Source organism: uncultured Gilliamella sp., from assembly GCA_945271295.1.
Taxonomy (GTDB): Bacteria; Pseudomonadota; Gammaproteobacteria; order Enterobacterales; family Orbaceae; genus Gilliamella.
On record CALYPG010000010.1, the window covers coordinates 72,443 to 92,385 of the forward strand.

A 19,943-nucleotide genomic window follows, 5' to 3' on the forward strand; every position below is an offset into this window, starting at 1 on the left:
ATAATTATAAGAATAGTCAGTAAAAAAACATCATCTAATTTTACTAATTAGATGATGTTATCGGTTAGATTAATTAACTTATTTATCGATGTTTGAAACCAACATTGTTATTACCAAAACAGTTATCATAATCAAATCCAGTTAATTCCTTAACTAATTTTCTTATCTCTGGTGTGGCATCTTGCTTTTCACCACCATTTTTTAACCGCTCTAATTCTTGAATAATTTGTGCATGTGTTGACTTATCTAATTTCATTCTATAGGTAAAAATAATACCCAAAATAGCCATACCACAGACACCAAAAATTAAAACGCAGTTGATTGCTGTAATGGCGCTTTCTGGTTGTACTGCATTGACACCTGATACGAAACCTGAGAATTTTAGAACTAATCCTAAAATAAAGACAATGGTTGCTCGCATAAGTTTGCCAGCCATTGTCATTGCACCAGCGTAAATACCTTCTCGACGTCTCCCGGTAAGCACTTCATCAATGTCTGCTAAGAATGTATAAACACTCCAAGGAATATAATAAACCCCACCAGTTCCTAAACCAAACCAAATTGTGATACCGACAACAATCCAAGTTACATGAGGCAAATTCAAGTAATAGATACCGATATAGCCAATAACCGAAGAAATAACAATCAAAATAGCAATAACAAAAGGACGTTTAAATCCACGTTTTACACACCAAGCCATAAAAAATGCAGTTGAAATGAGTTGGCAAATACTACTTAAACTATTCATTTCAGAAACAAAAGTTTTAGGTTGCCCAAGATTAAATACAACAAAATAAGTAAATGTTGCCGCAAATAGCCACTCAGCACCAAAGCCAAAAAGATACATTCCTAAATGATTTCTAAACGTTTTTAATCTAAATGTAGAGAAAACATCAGAAAATAATTTAATAATGCTTTCGGAAAGTCCTTTAGTTGTTTCATCTTCGATTTCTTCGATAGGTTTTTCCCAGCTATTTAAATAAAGCATAATAAGTGCAATACCCATGATAGTGGCATAGGTTAAACCAGTAAGTAAAAATGGTGTAGGTGAGTCTTTTCCATCAAATAAATAGAAGAATATACCAGGAATAGCTGCTGCAAGAAAATTAGCTACTTTACCAAACATTGCTTTTGAACCAGCTAGATATGTTCTTTGGTCAAAGTTTTTTGTCATCTCAACAGGTAAGGTATTATATGGAATCATTATCATCGTATAGATGAATTCGAAGAGAATATAAGTGGTAAGGTAATACCAGAAATTCATTCCATCAACCCAAAGTAGTGGGTAAATAATCATACATGGAATGGCAAATAAGATGAAAAAGCGTCGACGGCCAAAACGGCGTCCAAGTTTTGTGTGATTAAAATTATCAGTAATAAATCCCATTAATGGATTTAAAATAACATCTAAATATGTTGCAATAGAAAAAATCAACGTTGCTTGAATAGCTGAAAGTCCACAAAAAGTTGTATAAAAATAAAGTAACCAAGCGGCACTAATTGCAAGTGCTCCACTCCCTATTAAATTTCCACTACCATATGAAAACCGGGTTAATGTGGTTATCTTTCTTTCGTTATTAACCATAAATCTAATTCCTTTTTTTAAATATTGAAATGATGTTTTAAAAATATTATTAAAAATATAATAATTTTATTCAAATATAATTTAAAAAATTTTTTTGAAATGTGACCTTAGTAACATTTTATCTATTTTTGATGAATATTTATTTTTGATACTCATTTGTAAATTGGTTAAAAATCAGTGTAATAATCTTATTTATTTTTATTTTTATTTTTTATTGAAAATGTGATCTTATTAATATAAATATTTACAATAAAACGATATAAAAAATATAAAATAGTATTTCAAAAAATATATCAAAAATAGGATTATAGGATGAGTCATAATCAAATAAAAAATCTCTTTATTGATGTTTATTTCTTCATTTCCCGCATATGTCTTTGCTGGCTCAGGTCAAACATCATTCCAATACGAACATAATTGGAAATCTATGGATCAAATCCATGGCGATACAATAAAATTAATTAGTAAGACCGATAATAATTGGCAATATGAGTTTAAATTTGGTGTAACGCAAGGAGGTCGAAATAAACGAGAGGTTTTATATGATGATATGCATGGTGGATCGGGTGGTGTTGTAATTCAGGAAGACAACGTTTTGATTGGGGATTAGCTTATCCAAATATTGTTAAAGGAATTATTGGTAATGGTTTTAAATTAGGGGGCTGAAGGACAACCTGTTAACCATCGAATTATTAATTCTATTGCATATAATAAGGAACTATTCTGCCTCGTTTCGTGTTCTTAACTATTTTTCATTTTATCGCTCTTATTATTTAAACAAAGTAGTTATTACTTTCTCTTCAATAATCTATCTCTTATTTGTAATTATCATATTATTAGTAAATTTTTAATTATAGAAACGCTTTGAATAATAGTGTGATAGTTATTTCTAATAGAAAAAAATGCTGGTATAGAATAGAGATTTTATCGACGGGAAAAAGTGTCATCCCTTTCTAACAGATAGAAACTGAATGACACAAAGTATGATTCAAAAATTATCGTAAAATAAAAGCAAGCCTACATTAAGCAATGAGGCTTTTAATAAATGCGGTTAATTCAGCATCTTGACTATTTTCAAAGAAACATTTTTGGAAACGTTCACCTTTAATTGCATCTTTAAGCAATGATTGATCAATAGATTTTAATGATTCTATTAGTGGTTTTCCTGCTGCTTTCTTCATGTCATTTAAGATAATGGCATTGGCATTTTGAGATTCACGGCGTTCTGGTGGATAGCCTAAACCTTTTTCACCTTCAAATGCTTTTTCAAAAATATAACGCGCGTTAAGTTCTGCTCCCCAACCAAATCCTTTGGCAAAAGCTAGAGATAGAGCATTACCATTATTTACTTGTGCAAAAAGATAAGCATCTGTTGGATCTAAGCAATATCCACAATTAACCCCAGGAAAAGCATTTAATGCCATTAGTGCTCCTTGCCCTGTACCACATCCAGCGATAACAAAATCAACCGCTTTACTATTTAATAAGATAGCACCAATGATACCTAAATGAACATAAGTTAGTTTATTATCGTTATCACCATTCATACCAACATTAAATACAGTATGTCCATATTTTTCTGTTACACTTTTCAATTCATTTAAAATGATTGGATTTTTAGCTGCTTGGCTAAATTCATTCATTAGTGCTATTTTCATAATTTCCCTCTAATTCTTCAAAAGTAATAGTGAATTACATAAAAATTGATGCAGTTAATAGCATCAATGTATTTTATTTTCATTATAATCCCGTAAAAAAATATATCAATTTTTTTAACTAAAATAAAACGATGTTTTAATAAATTTATTGCATTGTGATAAATGTCACAAAAATCGACAAATTTTTATATTACTATTATTAATAGATAAATAAGTTATATGTTTAATTTTTAAATTCAGGAGTTTTTATGGCAAAGGGGAATATTGTACGGTTATCATTTTCGACATTTATTGATGAAGATTCAAAAAATGAAATTATTCGGTTAACACCAGAAGGTATTTTATGTCATCGTAATTATTTCTATCAAAAATGCTTTACTAATGATGGAAAAAAACTCCTTTTTGCCGGTGAGTTTGATACCAATCGTAACTATTATTTACTCGATATTGAAATGCAAACAGCAAAGCAATTAACAGAAGGATCAGGTGATAATACCTTTGGTGGTTTTTTATCTCCTGATGATAAATTTTTGTACTATGTTAAAAATGAAAGAAATTTACAACAAGTCAATCTTGAAACACTAGAAGAAAAGAATGTTTACACGGTTCCTGAACAGTGGGTTGGTTATGGCACTTGGGTTGCAAATAGTGATTGCACAGCAATAGTTGGAATTGAAATTGATAAAAAAGATTGGACTCCTCTTACTGATTGGACAATATTCAAAGCCTTTTATGACAAAAATCCGCATTGTCGTTTAATTAATATCGATATTGCTTCCGGTATTGCAAAAATCGTTATTGATCAGAAAGTATGGCTAGGTCATCCTATATTTAGACCATTTGATGATAATACTATTGCTTTTTGCCATGAAGGTCCTCATGATTTGGTGGATGCTCGTATATGGTTGGTTGATCGTGACGGCAATAATGAACGTAAAGCACATGACAATTTACCAGGTGAAAGTTGTACACATGAGTTCTGGGTACCAAATGGATCGGGGTTGGCTTATGTATCTTATATGAAAGGACAACAAGAGCGTTACATTCGTCTATATAATCCAGTAACGGATGAAGATAAAGAAATTATGGAAATGCCAGCTTGCTCACATTTAATGAGTAATTTTGATGGCACGCTTTATATTGGTGATGGAACAGGAAGCCCTGTTGATGTAATTGATACAAATGGTTACAAAATTGAAAATGATCCATGGCTATATATTTTGGCGCCAAAAACTAAAACAGCACATAAGCTTGTCAAACATAATAGTACTTGGCGAGTTTTAGATGGAGACCGTCAGGTGACACATCCTCATCCTTCATTTTCACCAGATAATCAATATGTTTTATACTCGTGTGATGCTCAGGATGTCCCTGCTCTTTATTTGACTAAAGTGCCAGCTAACATTTTAAATGAAATGTGATAGATACTGTTTATCTATCATAAATATAATGGAGAATATAACTATGTCGATTTTAAATAAATTTTCACTCAATAATAAAATTGCTCTTGTTACGGGCGCTTCTTATGGTATTGGATTTGAGATTGCAAAATCACTTTCTTCTGCTGGAGCGAAAATTGTATTTAATGATGTTGTACCTGAAAATTTACAAAAAGGATTAGATGCTTATAAAGCACTGGGCATTGATGCTCACGGCTATTTATTTGATATTACTGATGAGGCTGCTGTTGAGAAAGCCATTTCGCAAATCGAACAAGAACACGGAACGATCGATATTTTGGTGAATAATGCTGGTATTATTCAGCGTAAGCCAATGCTTGAAACTAGTGCAGCTGATTATAGAAAAATCATTGATATCGATTTGACTGGGCAATTTATTATGGCCAAAGCTGTATTGCCATTAATGATTAAAAAAGGCAGTGGTAAAATTATTAATATTTGTTCGATGATGAGTGAACTTGGTCGTGAAACAGTTGTCGGTTATGCATCGGCTAAGGGCGGATTGAAAATGTTAACTAAAAATATTTGTTCTGAATTTGGTCATGCCAATATTCAGTGTAATGGGATTGGTCCAGGTTATATCGCCACACCACAAACAGCACCATTACGTGAAAAACAAGCTGATGGTTCACGTCACCCATTTGATCAGTTTATTATCGCAAAAACACCTGCTGGAAGATGGGGTACACCAGATGATTTAGCTGGTGCGGCAGTATTCCTTGCTTCTGAAGCATCTAACTTTGTAAATGGCCATATTCTTTATGTTGATGGTGGAATTTTGGCTTATATCGGCAAACAACCTTAATTGTATAAAAATATAAATTTGTCAATTTAAGAGATAATAACAATATATTTTATTATCTCTTATTTATTTTATGATTTAAGGAGTAACATTATGTTTTGTTTTAATTCAGATATTGAATTAATTGATTTAGGTAATGGCGTAAAACGTAAAATATTAGCTCATGATGGTAATATGATGGCAGTAGAAGTTCATTTTCAAACAGGCGCAATTGGCGCAATGCATCATCATCCTCATGAACAATTAACTTATGTTTTATCAGGTGAATTTGAATTTACTATTGGTAATGAAACCAAAATTGTTAAAGCTGGTGATACATTATATAAAAAACCTAATATTGAACATGGTTGTGTTTGTATACAATCCGGCGTACTTCTTGATATGTTTACACCACAAAGATTAGATTTTTTATAAAATAGCTAGTAACTAGTTATTGTTAATTATGATATACTTCTAGCATTTTCAATTAGTTCTAATATATCAATTAATTTCAAAAATATAACTAATGTTAGGAAGGAGTTGTGGTCGTTATGAACGATAGTTCACCAGAATCAGTTGCTTCGGTATTAAAAGTTTTTGGAATTTTAGAAGCATTATCGGAATCCAAAGACATTGCAATATCAGAATTATCGCAAAAAGTAATGATGCCGAAAAGCACTGCTTATCGTTTTTTACAAACAATGAAATCATTGGGGTATGTAAATCAGGAACAAGATTCAGATAAGTATTCGCTCAATTTAAAATTACTTGATTTAGGTAATCGTGTGTTATATCACCAAAACTTCTTGGCTATAGCTGATCTAGAAATGAGAAAGTTAAGAGATAAAACCAAAGAAACAATTCATTTAGCTGTGCGCGAAGGTAATCAAATTATTTATATTAATAAAGTTGCTTCAGAGCAATATAGTCTTTGTTTAACATCTAAAATTGGTAATCAAGCAACTATTCATGCTAGTGGGTTAGGTAAAGTTTTACTTGCATGGTTAGATGAAGAAAGTAAACAAAGCCTAGTTAATAAAATTGATTTTGTTCGATATACTCCAAAAACAATTACGAGCAAAGAGGCTTTTTATACTGAACTTAATGAAGTTAAACATCGTGGCTATGGAAAAGATGATGAAGAATCTGAACTTGGCTTAAGATGTTTTGCGGTGCCGGTTTATAATCGTTTAGGTAATATTATCGCTGCATTAAGTTTATCCACTTCTATTTTCAGATGTAATACTGCTGAAGATGAAGCTAATTTGGTTAATGAAATTACTCAATCGGCAACAAAAATCTCTGAATTGATTGGTTTTACTAAACAATCAAAATCGTCAGATTAGTTATTTTTAGGCTTATTTATTGATAAATAACGCCTAAACTAACAGCTTGGCTAGCTCCTGTTACTTCAGGAATATTCGATGGGATATTATTGAGTTTACAATAAGCAAGCCAAGCAAATGCAATAGCTTCCATGTCATCACCCTTTATACCTTTTTCATCAGTAGTTAATACTGCCCATTTGGGTAGTAAAATTGATAATCTTTGCATAATTAGTGGATTTTTTGCCCCACCGCCACAAACTAAAAGCTCACAAGGTAAATTATTTGTTAATGGTAATTTATTGAGTTCATTAGCAATGGTTAAAGCGGTAAATTCAACTAAAGTGGCTTGAATATTTTCGGCTTTTAGATTAAATCCTGTTAACTTTTGATATAACCAAGGTAAGTTAAATAGTTCACGTCCAGTACTTTTTGGTGCTGGTAATTGTAAGTAATTTTCTTGCATTAATATATTAAGTAAATCAGTATTAATATTACCGGTTTTTGCCCATATAGCGTCTTGATCATAAGGTTTTTGCAAATTTTGATTTATCCAACTATCAAGTAACACATTGCCGGGTCCAGTGTCATAGCCAATAACAGGTTGATTAGGGATTAATACCGAAATATTGCTTATTCCGCCAATATTTAGTACCACTCGATTGATATTAGGATCATATAATGCGGCTTTATGAAAAGCAGGTACTAATGGCGCGCCTTGCCCTCCATAGGCCATATCTTTACGACGAAAATCGGCAATAGTTGTGATGCCTGTTTTAGCTGCAATGATATTGGCATCCCCTATTTGCATGGTAAATGGATAGCTACCGGTTGGAGCATGATAAATAGTTTGCCCATGACAGCCAATGGCTTTGATTTGATGTTTATCTATGTTGTTCTCTGTTAAAAATTGATTGATATTTTGTGCAAATAGTTTACCAAGTCGATGATCAAGTTCGCCTAAATTCTGTAATGTGGTTTGTTTAGCTTCACAAAGTGTGAGTAATTGTTGTTTTAAATCCGTGGGCATAAGATAACAATTACTGGCTAATGAGGTGATTTGTGATGCTGTAATATCAACTAAGGCGATATCAACACCATCCATACTGGTTCCTGACATTACGCCAATATATAAATTTTGCATAACGATTATCCTTTTCGAATGATCTGGCCGGTTTTTATATCTCTAATTTCTGATGGCAGCGATCTTTGACCGGTTTCACCTTGTAAAATAGGGAAATGTTCACCAAATTGTTTTGCTACTTCGCTTGCTGTTTTGCATGGAACATGAGCAGATAGATTAGCACTGGTTGAAACTAATGGTTTACCAAATAGATCACAAAGCTCACTAACTAAAGGATGATTAGTTACTCGCACAGCAATTGAATCAAATTTACCAGTTAAAAAATAAGGGGTAGTTACCCTTTTAGGAAAGATCCAGGTAATTGGTCCGGGCCAACTAGCCAAAGCTTGGTGTTTTTGTTCATTAGTGATTGCTGATGTATCTATATACGGTAATAATTGTTGATATTGGCTGGCAATTAAAATTAACCCTTTTTCAATGGCTCGTTGTTTTAATGCGAGCAGTTTTAATACTGCCAATTCACAATCGGGATCGCAACCAAGTCCAAAAACAGCTTCAGTTGGATAGGCAAGTACTTCGCCTTTGTTCAATAGTTCATTACTTTCCGTTAAGGTTAATAGATTTGCCATTTTAAGTTAAATCAAATAAAAATATATTAAACTGGGGTATAAAAATTTGCAATTTAGTGTAATGTATTTTTTATTTTTTCGGATAATTAATCCCAATTCATTTGTGGGAAATACTGAGTTGTTAATTCAACTACTTGTTGCATATTGATAATTTTAAGTCTTGGATCGATAAATGGTTCAAGTCCACGAGCGATAATATCACTGTCTAAAATATAGCAGTTAGTGGTTTTTTCCAAAATAACATTCAATAATGAATTATTTTGCAGTGAAATAATTACGCCATCTTGCCAAAATAATACCGCATCTTGTGCTGATATTAATTGGGGATTAATTAGCGAATGATTAGCTGTGGTAATGGTATGTAACATAATTTCACACTTTTTATTATACTTAAACGTATGGTTAACCTGAAACTTCTTGTCAAGGTTTAAGTAAATGTTGTTTCGTTCATCTTTAAAGGTAATTAGTATATAATAATTACTATTTATTGAGCAAAAAATCCATCATGAAACCTATTATTTTAGTTAATGAGCAAGAAACTATTGCATTTGGTAAACAGATTGCAAATTGTTGTTTAAATTATTTATCTAAACATGATTGTGCAATTGTAATCTATTTGGTTGGTGATTTGGGTGCCGGTAAAACGACTTTTAGTCGTGGATTTTTACAACAATTGGGTCATACAGGTACAGTAAAAAGCCCAACTTATACTTTAGTTGAACCTTATCAATTTGATAATTTTTCAGTTTATCATTTTGATTTATATAGGCTTGTTGATCCAGAGGAGTTAGAGTTTATGGGTATTCGTGAGTATTTTTCTTCACGATCTATTTGCCTTGTTGAATGGCCACAGCAAGCTGAAGGTTTATTACCAAATGCTGATATTGAAATTCATTTGACCTATTTTGCACTTGAACGTACAGTTTCTGTACAGGCTAAAAGTGAAAAAGGTCAAACTATTATTAATTTTTTACAATAATGACTAACAATAAGAAATGAGATAAATGAAAAAATTACTTACTTTTTTTATGTTATTACTATTTTGTAGTTCCATTTACGCTAGTAAGGTGGTCATTGCTATTGATGCTGGTCATGGTGGTAAAGATTCTGGTGCAATAGGTAAAAATAAGTTATATGAAAAAACAGTTACGCTTTCTATTGCTAAAAAAGTAATCAATTTATTAAATAAAGATCCCCATTTTAAAGGAGTGCTAACGCGTAATAGTGATAATTTTATTTCTGTTTCCCGACGCTCTGAAATTGCTCGTGAAAATAAGGCAAATTTATTAATTTCAATTCATGCTGATGCGGCACCTAATCGCAGTGCGACTGGCGCTTCTCTTTGGGTGCTTTCAACCAAACGCGCTGATTCGGAACTTGGACGCTGGCTTGAGCAAGATGAAAAACAATCGCAATTATTAGGGGGCGCCGGTGATGCACTAAGTGATGATCACAATCCTCATTTAAGTCAGGCGGTGTTAGATTTACAATTTTCTTATTCTCAACGTGTTGGTTATGAACTAGCAATGCAAGTATTAAAAGAAATGACGGGCACAATTAAGCTGCATAAACGTATGCCAGAACATGCAAGTTTGGGCGTATTACGATCACCTGATATTCCATCAATTTTGATTGAAGTTGGTTTTATTTCAAATGAAAGTGAAGAAAAATTATTAGCCAGCAACGCACATCAAGACAAGATTGCTAAAGCGATCTATCAAGGCGTAAAAAATTACGTAAGACAAAATCCTAAGTTTGGAGAACAACATTAATGGCAATTCATATTCTATCACCGCAATTGGCCAATCAAATTGCTGCTGGCGAAGTGGTAGAACGCCCTGCTTCTGTCATTAAAGAGTTAGTTGAAAATAGCCTTGATGCTGGTAGTACCCAAATTGATATTGATCTTGAACAAGGCGGTAGTAAATTAATTCGTATTCGAGATAACGGTAGTGGGATTGCTAAAGATGAATTGGCATTAGCCCTTGCTCGTCATGCCACAAGCAAAATTAGCACATTAGATGATTTAGATGCCATTGTCAGTTTGGGGTTTAGAGGCGAAGCTTTGGCAAGTATTAGTTCGGTTTCTCGATTAACATTAACTTCACGTACCGCAGAACAATCCGAAGCATGGCAAGTGTATGCCGAAGGGCGTGATATGATTCCAACTATTAAACCCGCAGCACATCCTATTGGTTCGACAGTTGAAGTATTAGATCTATTTTATAATACGCCGGCTCGACGTCGTTTTTTAAAGACAGAAAAAACCGAGTTTATGCATATTGAAGAATTTGTAAGACGTATCGCGCTTGCTCGTCCGGATGTGACTTTCAATTTGCAACATAATGGTAAATTGGTAAAACAATATCGTTCTTCAATACTTGAAAAAAGAGTTGAATTAGTATGTGGGCGCCCTTTTATGCAAAAAGCGGTGAAATTGGATTGGCAACATGATGATTTATTGATTCAAGGTTGGGTTGCTAGCAGTGACACAAGCGAATTACAATATTTTTATGTTAATGGTCGAGTGATTAAAGATAAATTACTTAATCATGCTTTACGTCAAGCCTATATTAGTCGAACCAATGAACAACAAAGTTATGTTATTTTTTTACACCTCGATCCTAAGCAAGTTGATGTAAATGTTCATCCATCTAAACATGAAGTACGCTTTCATGAAGCAAGGTTAGTGCATGATTTTGTCTATCAAGCCATTGTAATGGCATTAGAATCTAATTTATCCATTGCTGATGATAAGACGGTCATAGCACCTAATCGGCAAGCCGCTGGTGAGAATATTTTTAATCAACAACCTAAAGATAAAACTTATTTATCAACCAGCCAATTACCTAAAAAAGCTATCAATCACGTAAAAGAGAATACTGCATATGGTCGGTTAATTGAGGTAGTTAATACCTCAGAAACGCAAAATTCTGATTCTAACAAATTATTATTTTCACTGGATGATAATCAAATAACTGAACCACAAAAAGCAGTAATTGAATCATTATTTCCTAAACGGCACACGCCATTACAATCGTTACAACAACATATTGATCGTTCATCATTAGTGCAATTTGGTCGTGTGTTAACAATTATACAGCCAGATATTGCTTTGTTAGAAAAGTGTGAAAATAATCAACAACAATTAATGATAATGAAATTGCCGATTGCCCAACAGAAAGTGACATCAATTAAGTTGCTAATGCAAGAATCGGAGAAACTACTTATCCCATTAACTATTCTAATTAACCATAACGAGCAACAAGTACTTACTAACTATCAACCACAGTTATTATTTTTAGGTTTTGATTTCCATGTTGAAAAAGCAAAATTACATTTACAAAATGTGCCTAAAATGCTACGGACAATGAATTGGCAGCAATTATTACCTGCGTTAATCGCTTTTATATTAGCATCAGAAAATGAAGTGTTAGATCCAACTCAAATAGCCAGTTGGTTAGCAAGTCAAAGTGATGTTGGTAATGAAGTGAGTTGGAATGTAGCTAAAGCTATTCAATTATTGGCGCAGTTAGAGCAAATAGATATTAACTTATTACAACAAGATACCTTTTTACATTCGATTGATTTTTCATTTTTTACGCAATCATTTTTATCATGAATAAACCAAAAATTATTACTTTGATGGGGCCAACTGCATCAGGTAAAACTGCTATTGCTATGAATCTTTATGAGCGTTATCCAATTGATATAATTAGTGTTGATTCAGCATTGATTTATCGCGGTATGGACATTGGCACGGCAAAACCCACTAAAGAAGAACAACAAAAATATCCGCATCAATTGATAGATATTTGCGATCCGTCAGAAAGTTACTCAGCTGCCAATTTTAGACAAGATGCAATTACTGAAATTGAAAAGATATTAAAAAAGGGACGGATTCCTCTTCTGGTTGGTGGTACTATGCTTTACTTTAAAGCTTTAATTGAAGGGCTTTCACCACTTCCGGCAGCTAATAGTGAAATCCGTCAACAGATTGAAGAAAAAGCCGATAGATTGGGTTGGCAAGCTATTCATGAGGAACTAAAAAAAGTTGATCCTGTTTCAGCTAACCGAATCCATCCCAATGATCCTCAGCGCCTTAATCGAGCTTTAGAAGTTTATTTAATTTCTGGTAAAAGTTTGACTGAATTAACTCAAGATAGCGGTGAAGCTTTACCTTATGAAATTATGCAGTTTGCTATTATGCCAGAAGATCGAACTATTTTGCATCAGCGTATTGAGAAACGTTTTTTGCAAATGCTGGAACAAGGATTTGAGCAAGAAGTAAAAACATTAATGCAACGATCTGATCTACATTTAAATTTACCTTCTATACGCTGTGTAGGCTATCGGCAAATGTGGCAATATTTAAATGGAGATACTAGCTACGATGAGATGGTATTTAAAAGTATTTGCGCTACGCGGCAATTAGCCAAAAGGCAAATTACTTGGTTGCGTGGATGGAAGCAACCTATTACATGGTTAAATAGTGATAATATAGATATTATATTTAAAAATATTTTTAACTTATAGTAATAATCTAATTAGATAAAAAAATATAGTTTTTAACTATTTTTTTACAAATAATAATTGTTATTTTGTGAAAAGGATTTATATTGATATGATATTTTTATATTTTTTTTAAGTTATTTATCATTAATCAATTTAAATTTTAGTTATTTGTGCATTAATTTTGCTTGATAGGTTCAAGAAAGGTGCTTTTTATGTTAATTTGAGAGATAATATATTGGCGTGTCGCAGTTAGATAAAGTTTTTTTGCGAGTACAATTATATTTCTTCATTTTATTTATTTTATTTCATCTTAAAGGAAATACTCATGTCAAAAGGGCAGTCATTACAAGATCCTTATTTAAATTTGCTACGTCGCGAACATATTCCAGTATCAATTTATTTAGTTAATGGTATTAAACTACAAGGGCAAATTGAATCATTTGATCAGTTTGTGATTTTATTAAAAAACACAGTCAGCCAAATGGTATATAAACATGCTATCTCAACAGTTGTACCATCAAGACCAATTTCTGGATTGGTATCTCAACCTGAAGAGGCAAGCGAAAGCTGATAATTTCAGTGGAGAGTCTGATTGTTTGAAAGATATAAAGGCGGTGAATCAGCCTTATTAGTCCATGTATTTTTCCCTCAAGAAAGCGATATTGAGGATCTCAAAGAGTTTGAAGTTTTAGTATCTTCAGCTCAAATTGAGATTCTTGATATCGTAACTACCTCAAGAAAAGCACCACAAGCCAAATATTTTATTGGTGAAGGTAAAGCACAAGAAATTGCCGAAAAAGTCAAAGAGCTAGATGTGTCGGTAATTTTAGTTAATCACTCATTAACACCAACTCAAGAACGTAATCTTGAACAATTTTGTGAATGTCGAGTGGTTGATAGAACGGGATTAATTTTAGATATTTTTGCACAACGTGCTAGAACTCATGAAGGTAAATTACAAGTTGAGCTAGCGCAGTTGCAGTATTTATCGACACGTTTAGTGCGTGGTTGGACTCATTTAGAACGGCAAAAAGGTGGGATAGGGTTACGTGGACCAGGTGAAACTCAATTAGAAACAGATAGGCGATTAATTCGCCAACGAATCCAATTGATTTTATCCAGACTGGCTAAAGTTGAAAAACAACGAAATCAAAATCGTCAATCAAGAAATAAAGCTGATTTATCAACCGTATCATTAGTAGGCTATACTAATGCGGGGAAATCCACATTATTTAATGTATTAACTAATGCTGATGTTTATGCCGCTGATCAATTGTTTGCCACACTCGATCCAACATTGAGGCGTATTGTTGTTGATGATGTTGGTGACGTCGTCCTTGCTGACACCGTTGGTTTTATTCGTCATTTACCACATGATTTAATTGCTGCGTTTAAAGCGACATTACTTGAAACACAAGAAGCTACACTTTTGTTGCATGTAGTTGATGCTGCTAATCCTAATATATTAGATAATATACAGGCAGTTAATGAAGTATTATTTGAAATTGACGCTGATAATATTCCAACCTTGTTAGTCATGAATAAGATCGATTTAATTGAAGGCAAGCAGCCATGTATTGATCGTGATGAAGACGGTATGCCAATTCGTGTTTGGATTTCCGCACAAAATGGTTTAGGATTAGATCTTCTATTTATTGCATTAAAAGAACGGCTTGCTAAACAAGTTCAAATATGTCATTTAAATTTACCTACTTATTTAGCAAGATTAAGAAGCCGGCTTTATCAACTAAATGCGGTAGAACATGAATTTATTAATGAAGATGGTAGTTTTCACTTAGATGTGAGAATGCCTGCAATAGAATGGAATCGCCTCTGTAAACAAGAGCCAGATCTGTTATACTTAATTAATACGCAAAATAACAACTAATTGTTAAATGGAGCATATAAAATATGGCGTGGAATCAGCCCGGAAATAACGGACAAGATAACGATCCATGGGGTAATAATAACAAAAAACCTTCCGGTTCATCGGCTGGTTTATTGGATAAGATTAAAGACCTCTTAAATAAAGGTAAATTGAGCAATAATAATGGTGGTTCGTCAGGAGTTAAATTGCCTATGAATACCTCTAAAATTATTGGTGCGGTTATTGTTGTATTAATCCTCGTTTGGGGAGTAAGTGGTTTTTATACTATTAACCAAAGTCAACGTGGCGTGATTACTCGCTTTGGGCATGTTCAACCTGAAATTATTCAACCAGGATTAAATTGGAAGCCAACATTGATCGATAAAGTGTATATCGTTGATACTCAAGGTACGCGTAATTTTAACGTAGGCGGCTCTATTGTTACCACTGCTACCACTGTCACCACCGCTACCACTGGTGAAAATTTAGTTTTTGTTGAGATGAATGTACAGTATCGAATTAGTAATCCTATAAAGTACTTGTTTAATGTAACTAATGTTGAAAAAAGTTTAGATCAAGCGGCCGATAGTGCGCTAAGAACAGCTGTTGGGAGTTCTAATATAGATGCAATTATTTCTGATGGGCGAGCTGCACTTGAATCTAGTACTAAAGATGAGTTAGTGAATGTTATTAATCATTATGATATGGGCATTAGTATTGTTGATTTGAACTTCCAAGTTGCTCGTCCACCTGAAGAAGTACAAGATGCCTATGAAGATGCTATTCGTGCTCAAAGTGATAGTGAACGCGCAATTAAGCAAGCTGAAGCCGATAAAGTGCAGTTAGTGCAACAAGCTGAAGGTCGTGCTGCCAGAATTTTAGCCGATGCCAATGCTTATAAAGTTCGTGTTGAACTTGAAGCTACTGGTGATATTGCCCGCTTTGAACAAATATTACCATACTATAAAGCGGCACCAGAAATTACTAAAGAGCGTTTATATATTGAAACTATGGAAAAAATATTAGCTAAAACTAATAAGGTAATTGTCAATGATAAAAATGGTAATTTGATGGTGTTGCCATTAGAACAATTATTGAAAGATAAAAGTGAACAAGCTTCGGATTCTATGAACTTATCAAATTCAAATAGTGACTACAATTTTAGTATACCAAGTTCTTCTAATGTGATAAAAAGCACACCTCAAATAACACCAGAATCACAAAATGGTGTTACCACTAATAAAGGTAGTATTAATGGTAATACTACACGAACTATGGGACGATAAGGAGAAAAATGAGTATGCGTAAATTATTGATCCCTCTAGTTTTAATTTTAATTGGGGTATTTTTTTCAAGTGCTTATGTCATTGAAGAAGGTTACCGGGGTGTTGTGTTACGGTTTAATAAAATTATTGGATTATCTGAGCCAGGCTTGCATTTTAAAATTCCTGGTATGGATAGTATCAAAGTTATCGATGCCAAAATTCAAACTATCAATAGTTCTGAACAAAGATTTTTTAATGTACAAAAAAAAGAATTGATTGTTGATTATTTCGTACAATGGAAGATTATTGATTTTAATCGTTATTATGAAACTATAGCAGGTGGTAATAATGTTCAAGATTTACTATTAGCTAGGTTAAACGGTCGGTTACGAGCTGAAATCGGTAAGTTAAATAATAAAGATATTATTAACGATTCTAATGCCGATACCAAATCACGAAATTCTTTAATGATTAGAGTTAAAGATGCATTAAATGGTACTTCTCAAGAAACAGTTGATAACGTGCCTATTGATAAACTTGTTGCTGAAGCAAAAAAAGACCCTGGAAATAGTAAAACTAGTTTAAAAGCATTCGGTGTGGAAGTGATTGATGTACGTATAAAAAAGATTAACTTTCCTCCAGCGGTATCTGGCTCGATTTATGAAATGATGAGATCGGAACGTGAAGTTATTGCTCGTGATAAGCGATTTGAAGGAGTTAAAAAGGCCGAAGAAGAACGAGCTAGGGCGACGCTTCAAGCTACAAAGATATTATCAGAAGCTCAACGACAATCACGTACTATTCGTGGAGAAGGTGATGCCAATGTAGCTAAACTTTATGCAGATGCTTTTGGTAAAAATTTAGAGTTCTTTAGTTTTATCAGAAGTTTAAAAGCTTATGAACAAAGTTTTATGGGTAATGATGTTATGGTCATTAGTCCTGATAGTGAATTTTTTCAGTATATGAAATTAAAATCTAATAAAAAATAACCAAATGAGTAATAATCTATGAGTAATAATGTTGTTGTGCTAGGTACACAATGGGGTGATGAAGGCAAAGGTAAAGTTGTTGATTTACTCACAGAGAAAGCCAAATATGTAGTACGCTATCAAGGCGGACATAATGCGGGTCATACATTAGTTATTAATGGTGAAAAAACGGTATTACATTTGATTCCTTCAGGAATATTACGTAATGATGTAATCAGTATTATCGCAAATGGTGTAGTACTATGTCCTGATGCATTAATGAAAGAGATGAAAGAACTAGAAGATAAAGGCATTCCTGTTAGAGACAGGTTGCTTATTTCTGAATCGTGTCCTTTAATTCTTCCTTATCATATTGCACTAGATCAGGCTCGAGAAAAAGCTCGAGGTAGTAAAGCAATTGGTACTACGGGTCGAGGTATTGGGCCAGCATATGAAGATAAAGTTGCACGTAGGGGACTTCGTGTTGGTGATTTGCGCGATCGCACAGCATTTGCAGAAAAATTAAAAGAAGTCATGGAATACCATAATTTCCAATTAGTTAATTACTATAAAGCTGAACCAGTAGACTATCAAAAAGTACTAGATGATACTTCCGCCATTGCTGATGTTCTTGTAGCTATGATCGCCGATATTCCTGCACTTTTAGAAAATGCCCGTAAAAAGGGTGAAAAAATCATGTTTGAAGGCGCACAAGGTACTTTACTTGATATTGATCATGGTACTTACCCTTTTGTTACTTCTTCTAATACTACTGCTGGCGGTGTGGCAACGGGTTCTGGATTTGGTCCTCGTTATGTTGGCTATGTATTAGGAATTGTTAAGGCTTATTCTACCCGTGTTGGTGCCGGACCTTTTCCAACCGAGCTATTTGATGATATAGGTGAATATCTTTGTAAACAAGGTAACGAATTTGGGGCGACAACAGGTCGTCGTCGTCGTACTGGTTGGCTTGATGCAGTTGCTATTCGCAAAGCAGTACAACTCAATTCAGTTTCTGGTTTTTGCTTAACTAAGCTGGATGTGTTAGATGGGCTTAAAGAAGTGAAAATTTGTGTTGGTTATCAATTGCCAAATGGAGATGTGATAACAACTGCGCCAGCAGCAGCTGAAGAATGGAGCTTAGTTAAACCTATTTATGAGTCAATGCCGGGTTGGAGCGAATCAACCTTTGGTATTAAAAGTTATGACGCATTACCACAGGCTGCAAAAGCTTACATTAAGCGAATTGAGGAATTAACCGAGACGCCGATTGATATTATCTCAACCGGTCCGGATCGAAATGAAACTATGATCTTACGAGATCCTTACCAAGTATAATATTTGAATATTAAAAAATCGGGATAATTATCCCGATTTTTGTTTTTATACAATATTTAGATCAAGTGTTAGAGGTAGTTATGACCATATTAGGTACCCCATTATCACCATCATCTACAAAAGTATTACTTTGTGGTGCCGGTGAACTTGCTAAAGAAGTTGTAATTGAATTACAACGATTGGGTTGTGAGGTCATTGCTGTAGATTGTTATGCTAACGCACCTGCGATGCAGGTTGCGCATCGCTTTTATACTATTGATATGCTAGATGGTAATGCTTTAAGAAAAGTCGTTGAAGCTGAAAAACCAGATTATATTGTTCCTGAAATCGAAGCAATTGCAACTGAAACTTTAGTTGAGCTTGAAAAAGAAGGATTTACGGTTATTCCAACAGCAAAAGCGACACAACTAACCATGAATCGAGAAGGTATTCGCCGTCTAGCAGCAGAAACGCTAAATTTACCTACATCACCCTATCAATTTGCTTCGACTGAAGCTGAATATCAAAATGCAGTTAAAGAACTAGGTTTTCCTTGTTTAGTTAAACCCATTATGAGTTCATCCGGAAAAGGACAATCTTTATTACGTAATGACGCTGATCTTGATGCCGCATGGAAACTTGCTCAAGAAGGTGGTCGAGCCGGTAAAGGAAAAGTTATTATTGAAGGTTTTATTGACTTTGATTATGAAATTACGCTATTAACTGTTAGACATATTAATGGTGTGGCATTTTGTGAACCTATTGGTCATCGCCAAGAAAAAGGAGATTACCGAGAATCTTGGCAACCACAACATATGTCTAAAGCAGCTTTAGCTATATCTAAAGAAATTGCTATCAAAATAACTGAGGCATTAGGTGGGCGAGGAGTATTTGGTGTTGAATTATTTGTGAAAGGTGATCAAGTTTGGTTTAATGAAGTTTCACCACGCCCTCATGATACAGGTATGGTGACATTGATTTCACAAAATTTATCTGAATTTGCTTTACATGCTAGAGCTATTTTAGGATTACCAATAACTTCTGTTGAATTATTTGGCGCTAGTGCATCAGCAGTTATTTTAGTTAATGGCACTTCAAAACAGGTTTCATTTATTAATATAGAAAAGGCCTTAAATGAACCACAAACTGATTTACGTTTATTTGGTAAACCAGAAGTAAAAGGTACCAGACGAATGGGTGTTGCATTGGCTCGAGCAATAAATATTAAAGAAGCAGTTAACAAAGCTATCAAAGTAGCAAATCAAGTAGAAATTAAGTTGTAATATAAGAGTTTGGGTAAAAAGTCATCAATCAATTCAAAATATTTAAAAAAGCAAAAATAGGGGTTGACGTAAGCAGGTGAAATGAGTAACATACGCAACCCTTGAGACAGCAAACTGAATCAACGGAAAGGTTGAGGAAAGTTAAGTAAAAAAGCTGTCAGCTCTTTAAAAATTAAGAAACAGACAATCTGTGTGGGCACTTGCGA

19 protein-coding genes and 1 pseudogene are annotated in these 19,943 nt (G+C 33.7%); 15 read left to right on the forward strand and 5 right to left on the reverse strand.

Annotated elements, in window-relative coordinates; translation table 11 throughout:
* Positions 1-82 precede the first annotated feature (82 nt).
* Complete coding sequence (locus Q0K76_RS07015; protein ID WP_294613477.1) at positions 83-1,585, reverse strand: MFS transporter; 1,503 nt, start codon at positions 1,583-1,585, stop codon at positions 83-85.
* A 427-nt stretch (positions 1,586-2,012) separates the two neighbouring features.
* Between Q0K76_RS07015 and Q0K76_RS07020 the strand changes: the two genes are divergently transcribed.
* A complete protein-coding gene (locus Q0K76_RS07020; protein WP_294613480.1) occupies positions 2,013-2,195 on the forward strand; it encodes a hypothetical protein in 183 nt (60 codons plus the stop codon).
* A 412-nt stretch (positions 2,196-2,607) separates the two neighbouring features.
* Here Q0K76_RS07020 and Q0K76_RS07025 read toward each other — a convergent pair whose 3' ends face one another.
* Positions 2,608-3,243, reverse strand: a complete 636-nt coding sequence (locus tag Q0K76_RS07025; protein WP_294613483.1) for an RpiB/LacA/LacB family sugar-phosphate isomerase — start codon at positions 3,241-3,243, stop codon at positions 2,608-2,610.
* 248 nt (positions 3,244-3,491) lie between these two features.
* Here Q0K76_RS07025 and Q0K76_RS07030 point away from each other — a divergent pair, with 248 nt between their 5' ends.
* The 4 genes from Q0K76_RS07030 (at position 3,492) to kdgR (ending at position 6,830) form a co-directional block, all read left to right on the forward strand.
* Complete coding sequence (locus Q0K76_RS07030) at positions 3,492-4,664, forward strand: oligogalacturonate lyase family protein (RefSeq protein ID WP_294613486.1); 1,173 nt, start codon at positions 3,492-3,494, stop codon at positions 4,662-4,664.
* Between the two features lie 49 nt (positions 4,665-4,713).
* A complete protein-coding gene (locus Q0K76_RS07035; RefSeq protein ID WP_363322426.1) occupies positions 4,714-5,508 on the forward strand; it encodes a gluconate 5-dehydrogenase in 795 nt (264 codons plus the stop codon).
* A gap of 90 nt (positions 5,509-5,598) precedes the next feature.
* Complete coding sequence (locus tag Q0K76_RS07040) at positions 5,599-5,919, forward strand: cupin domain-containing protein (protein WP_294613491.1); 321 nt, start codon at positions 5,599-5,601, stop codon at positions 5,917-5,919.
* Positions 5,920-6,035: 116 nt separating this feature from the next.
* On the forward strand, positions 6,036-6,830 hold the full coding sequence (gene kdgR / locus Q0K76_RS07045; RefSeq protein WP_294613493.1) for a DNA-binding transcriptional regulator KdgR: 795 nt from the start codon (positions 6,036-6,038) through the stop codon (positions 6,828-6,830).
* A 16-nt stretch (positions 6,831-6,846) separates the two neighbouring features.
* On the opposite strand, the gene Q0K76_RS07050 is transcribed toward kdgR, so the two are convergent.
* The 3 genes from Q0K76_RS07050 to tusB form a co-directional block, all read right to left on the reverse strand.
* Complete coding sequence (locus tag Q0K76_RS07050; RefSeq protein WP_294613496.1) at positions 6,847-7,953, reverse strand: anhydro-N-acetylmuramic acid kinase; 1,107 nt, start codon at positions 7,951-7,953, stop codon at positions 6,847-6,849.
* 5 nt (positions 7,954-7,958) lie between these two features.
* The gene (locus Q0K76_RS07055) at positions 7,959-8,522 is read right to left on the reverse strand and encodes a Sua5/YciO/YrdC/YwlC family protein (RefSeq protein WP_294613499.1); all 564 of its coding nucleotides are present in this window, start codon (positions 8,520-8,522) and stop codon (positions 7,959-7,961) included.
* 86 nt (positions 8,523-8,608) lie between these two features.
* Positions 8,609-8,890, reverse strand: a complete 282-nt coding sequence (tusB, locus tag Q0K76_RS07060; RefSeq protein ID WP_294613502.1) for a sulfurtransferase complex subunit TusB — start codon at positions 8,888-8,890, stop codon at positions 8,609-8,611.
* A gap of 134 nt (positions 8,891-9,024) precedes the next feature.
* Between tusB and tsaE the strand changes: the two genes are divergently transcribed.
* The 10 genes and pseudogenes from tsaE to purT all read left to right on the forward strand — a co-directional run bounded on the left by tsaE (position 9,025) and on the right by purT (position 19,737).
* Positions 9,025-9,501, forward strand: a complete 477-nt coding sequence (tsaE, locus tag Q0K76_RS07065) for a tRNA (adenosine(37)-N6)-threonylcarbamoyltransferase complex ATPase subunit type 1 TsaE (RefSeq protein WP_363322427.1) — start codon at positions 9,025-9,027, stop codon at positions 9,499-9,501.
* 67 nt (positions 9,502-9,568) lie between these two features.
* Positions 9,569-10,258, forward strand: a pseudogene (locus tag Q0K76_RS07070) (N-acetylmuramoyl-L-alanine amidase); the annotation flags it as partial.
* A 35-nt stretch (positions 10,259-10,293) separates the two neighbouring features.
* Positions 10,294-12,144, forward strand: a complete 1,851-nt coding sequence (mutL, locus tag Q0K76_RS07075; protein WP_294613511.1) for a DNA mismatch repair endonuclease MutL — start codon at positions 10,294-10,296, stop codon at positions 12,142-12,144.
* A complete protein-coding gene (miaA, locus tag Q0K76_RS07080) occupies positions 12,141-13,058 on the forward strand; it encodes a tRNA (adenosine(37)-N6)-dimethylallyltransferase MiaA (RefSeq protein ID WP_294613514.1) in 918 nt (305 codons plus the stop codon). The genes mutL and miaA overlap by 4 nt, the downstream gene beginning before the upstream one ends.
* Before the next feature lie 304 nt (positions 13,059-13,362).
* Positions 13,363-13,608 (forward strand): RNA chaperone Hfq, encoded by a 246-nt coding sequence (gene hfq / locus Q0K76_RS07085; protein WP_294613517.1) that lies wholly within the window; start codon positions 13,363-13,365, stop codon positions 13,606-13,608.
* A 21-nt stretch (positions 13,609-13,629) separates the two neighbouring features.
* Entirely contained in the window at positions 13,630-14,925 is a 1,296-nt protein-coding gene (hflX, locus tag Q0K76_RS07090; protein WP_294613520.1) for a ribosome rescue GTPase HflX, read from the forward strand.
* 23 nt (positions 14,926-14,948) lie between these two features.
* A complete protein-coding gene (gene hflK, locus Q0K76_RS07095; protein ID WP_294613523.1) occupies positions 14,949-16,190 on the forward strand; it encodes an FtsH protease activity modulator HflK in 1,242 nt (413 codons plus the stop codon).
* 14 nt (positions 16,191-16,204) lie between these two features.
* Entirely contained in the window at positions 16,205-17,158 is a 954-nt protein-coding gene (gene hflC, locus Q0K76_RS07100) for a protease modulator HflC (protein ID WP_294613526.1), read from the forward strand.
* Between the two features lie 18 nt (positions 17,159-17,176).
* The gene (locus Q0K76_RS07105; protein ID WP_294613529.1) at positions 17,177-18,475 is read left to right on the forward strand and encodes an adenylosuccinate synthase; all 1,299 of its coding nucleotides are present in this window, start codon (positions 17,177-17,179) and stop codon (positions 18,473-18,475) included.
* An 80-nt stretch (positions 18,476-18,555) separates the two neighbouring features.
* A complete protein-coding gene (purT, locus tag Q0K76_RS07110) occupies positions 18,556-19,737 on the forward strand; it encodes a formate-dependent phosphoribosylglycinamide formyltransferase (protein ID WP_294613532.1) in 1,182 nt (393 codons plus the stop codon).
* Positions 19,738-19,943: the final 206 nt, after the last annotated feature.

Excerpts from the sequence above, each read along its gene's own strand:
- Q0K76_RS07015 (WP_294613477.1), bottom strand. The coding sequence starts at position 1,585 with ATGGTTAATAACGAAAGAAAGATAACCACATTAACCCGGTTTTCATAT.
- Q0K76_RS07020 (WP_294613480.1), top strand. The coding sequence starts at position 2,013 with ATGGATCAAATCCATGGCGATACAATAAAATTAATTAGTAAGACCGAT.
- Q0K76_RS07025 (WP_294613483.1), bottom strand. The coding sequence starts at position 3,243 with ATGAAAATAGCACTAATGAATGAATTTAGCCAAGCAGCTAAAAATCCA.
- Q0K76_RS07030 (WP_294613486.1), top strand. The coding sequence starts at position 3,492 with ATGGCAAAGGGGAATATTGTACGGTTATCATTTTCGACATTTATTGAT.
- Q0K76_RS07040 (WP_294613491.1), top strand. The coding sequence starts at position 5,599 with ATGTTTTGTTTTAATTCAGATATTGAATTAATTGATTTAGGTAATGGC.
- kdgR (WP_294613493.1), top strand. The coding sequence starts at position 6,036 with ATGAACGATAGTTCACCAGAATCAGTTGCTTCGGTATTAAAAGTTTTT.
- Q0K76_RS07050 (WP_294613496.1), bottom strand. The coding sequence starts at position 7,953 with ATGCAAAATTTATATATTGGCGTAATGTCAGGAACCAGTATGGATGGT.
- Q0K76_RS07055 (WP_294613499.1), bottom strand. The coding sequence starts at position 8,522 with ATGGCAAATCTATTAACCTTAACGGAAAGTAATGAACTATTGAACAAA.
- tusB (WP_294613502.1), bottom strand. The coding sequence starts at position 8,890 with ATGTTACATACCATTACCACAGCTAATCATTCGCTAATTAATCCCCAA.
- mutL (WP_294613511.1), top strand. The coding sequence starts at position 10,294 with ATGGCAATTCATATTCTATCACCGCAATTGGCCAATCAAATTGCTGCT.
- miaA (WP_294613514.1), top strand. The coding sequence starts at position 12,141 with ATGAATAAACCAAAAATTATTACTTTGATGGGGCCAACTGCATCAGGT.
- hfq (WP_294613517.1), top strand. The coding sequence starts at position 13,363 with ATGTCAAAAGGGCAGTCATTACAAGATCCTTATTTAAATTTGCTACGT.
- hflK (WP_294613523.1), top strand. The coding sequence starts at position 14,949 with ATGGCGTGGAATCAGCCCGGAAATAACGGACAAGATAACGATCCATGG.
- hflC (WP_294613526.1), top strand. The coding sequence starts at position 16,205 with ATGCGTAAATTATTGATCCCTCTAGTTTTAATTTTAATTGGGGTATTT.
- Q0K76_RS07105 (WP_294613529.1), top strand. The coding sequence starts at position 17,177 with ATGAGTAATAATGTTGTTGTGCTAGGTACACAATGGGGTGATGAAGGC.
- purT (WP_294613532.1), top strand. The coding sequence starts at position 18,556 with ATGACCATATTAGGTACCCCATTATCACCATCATCTACAAAAGTATTA.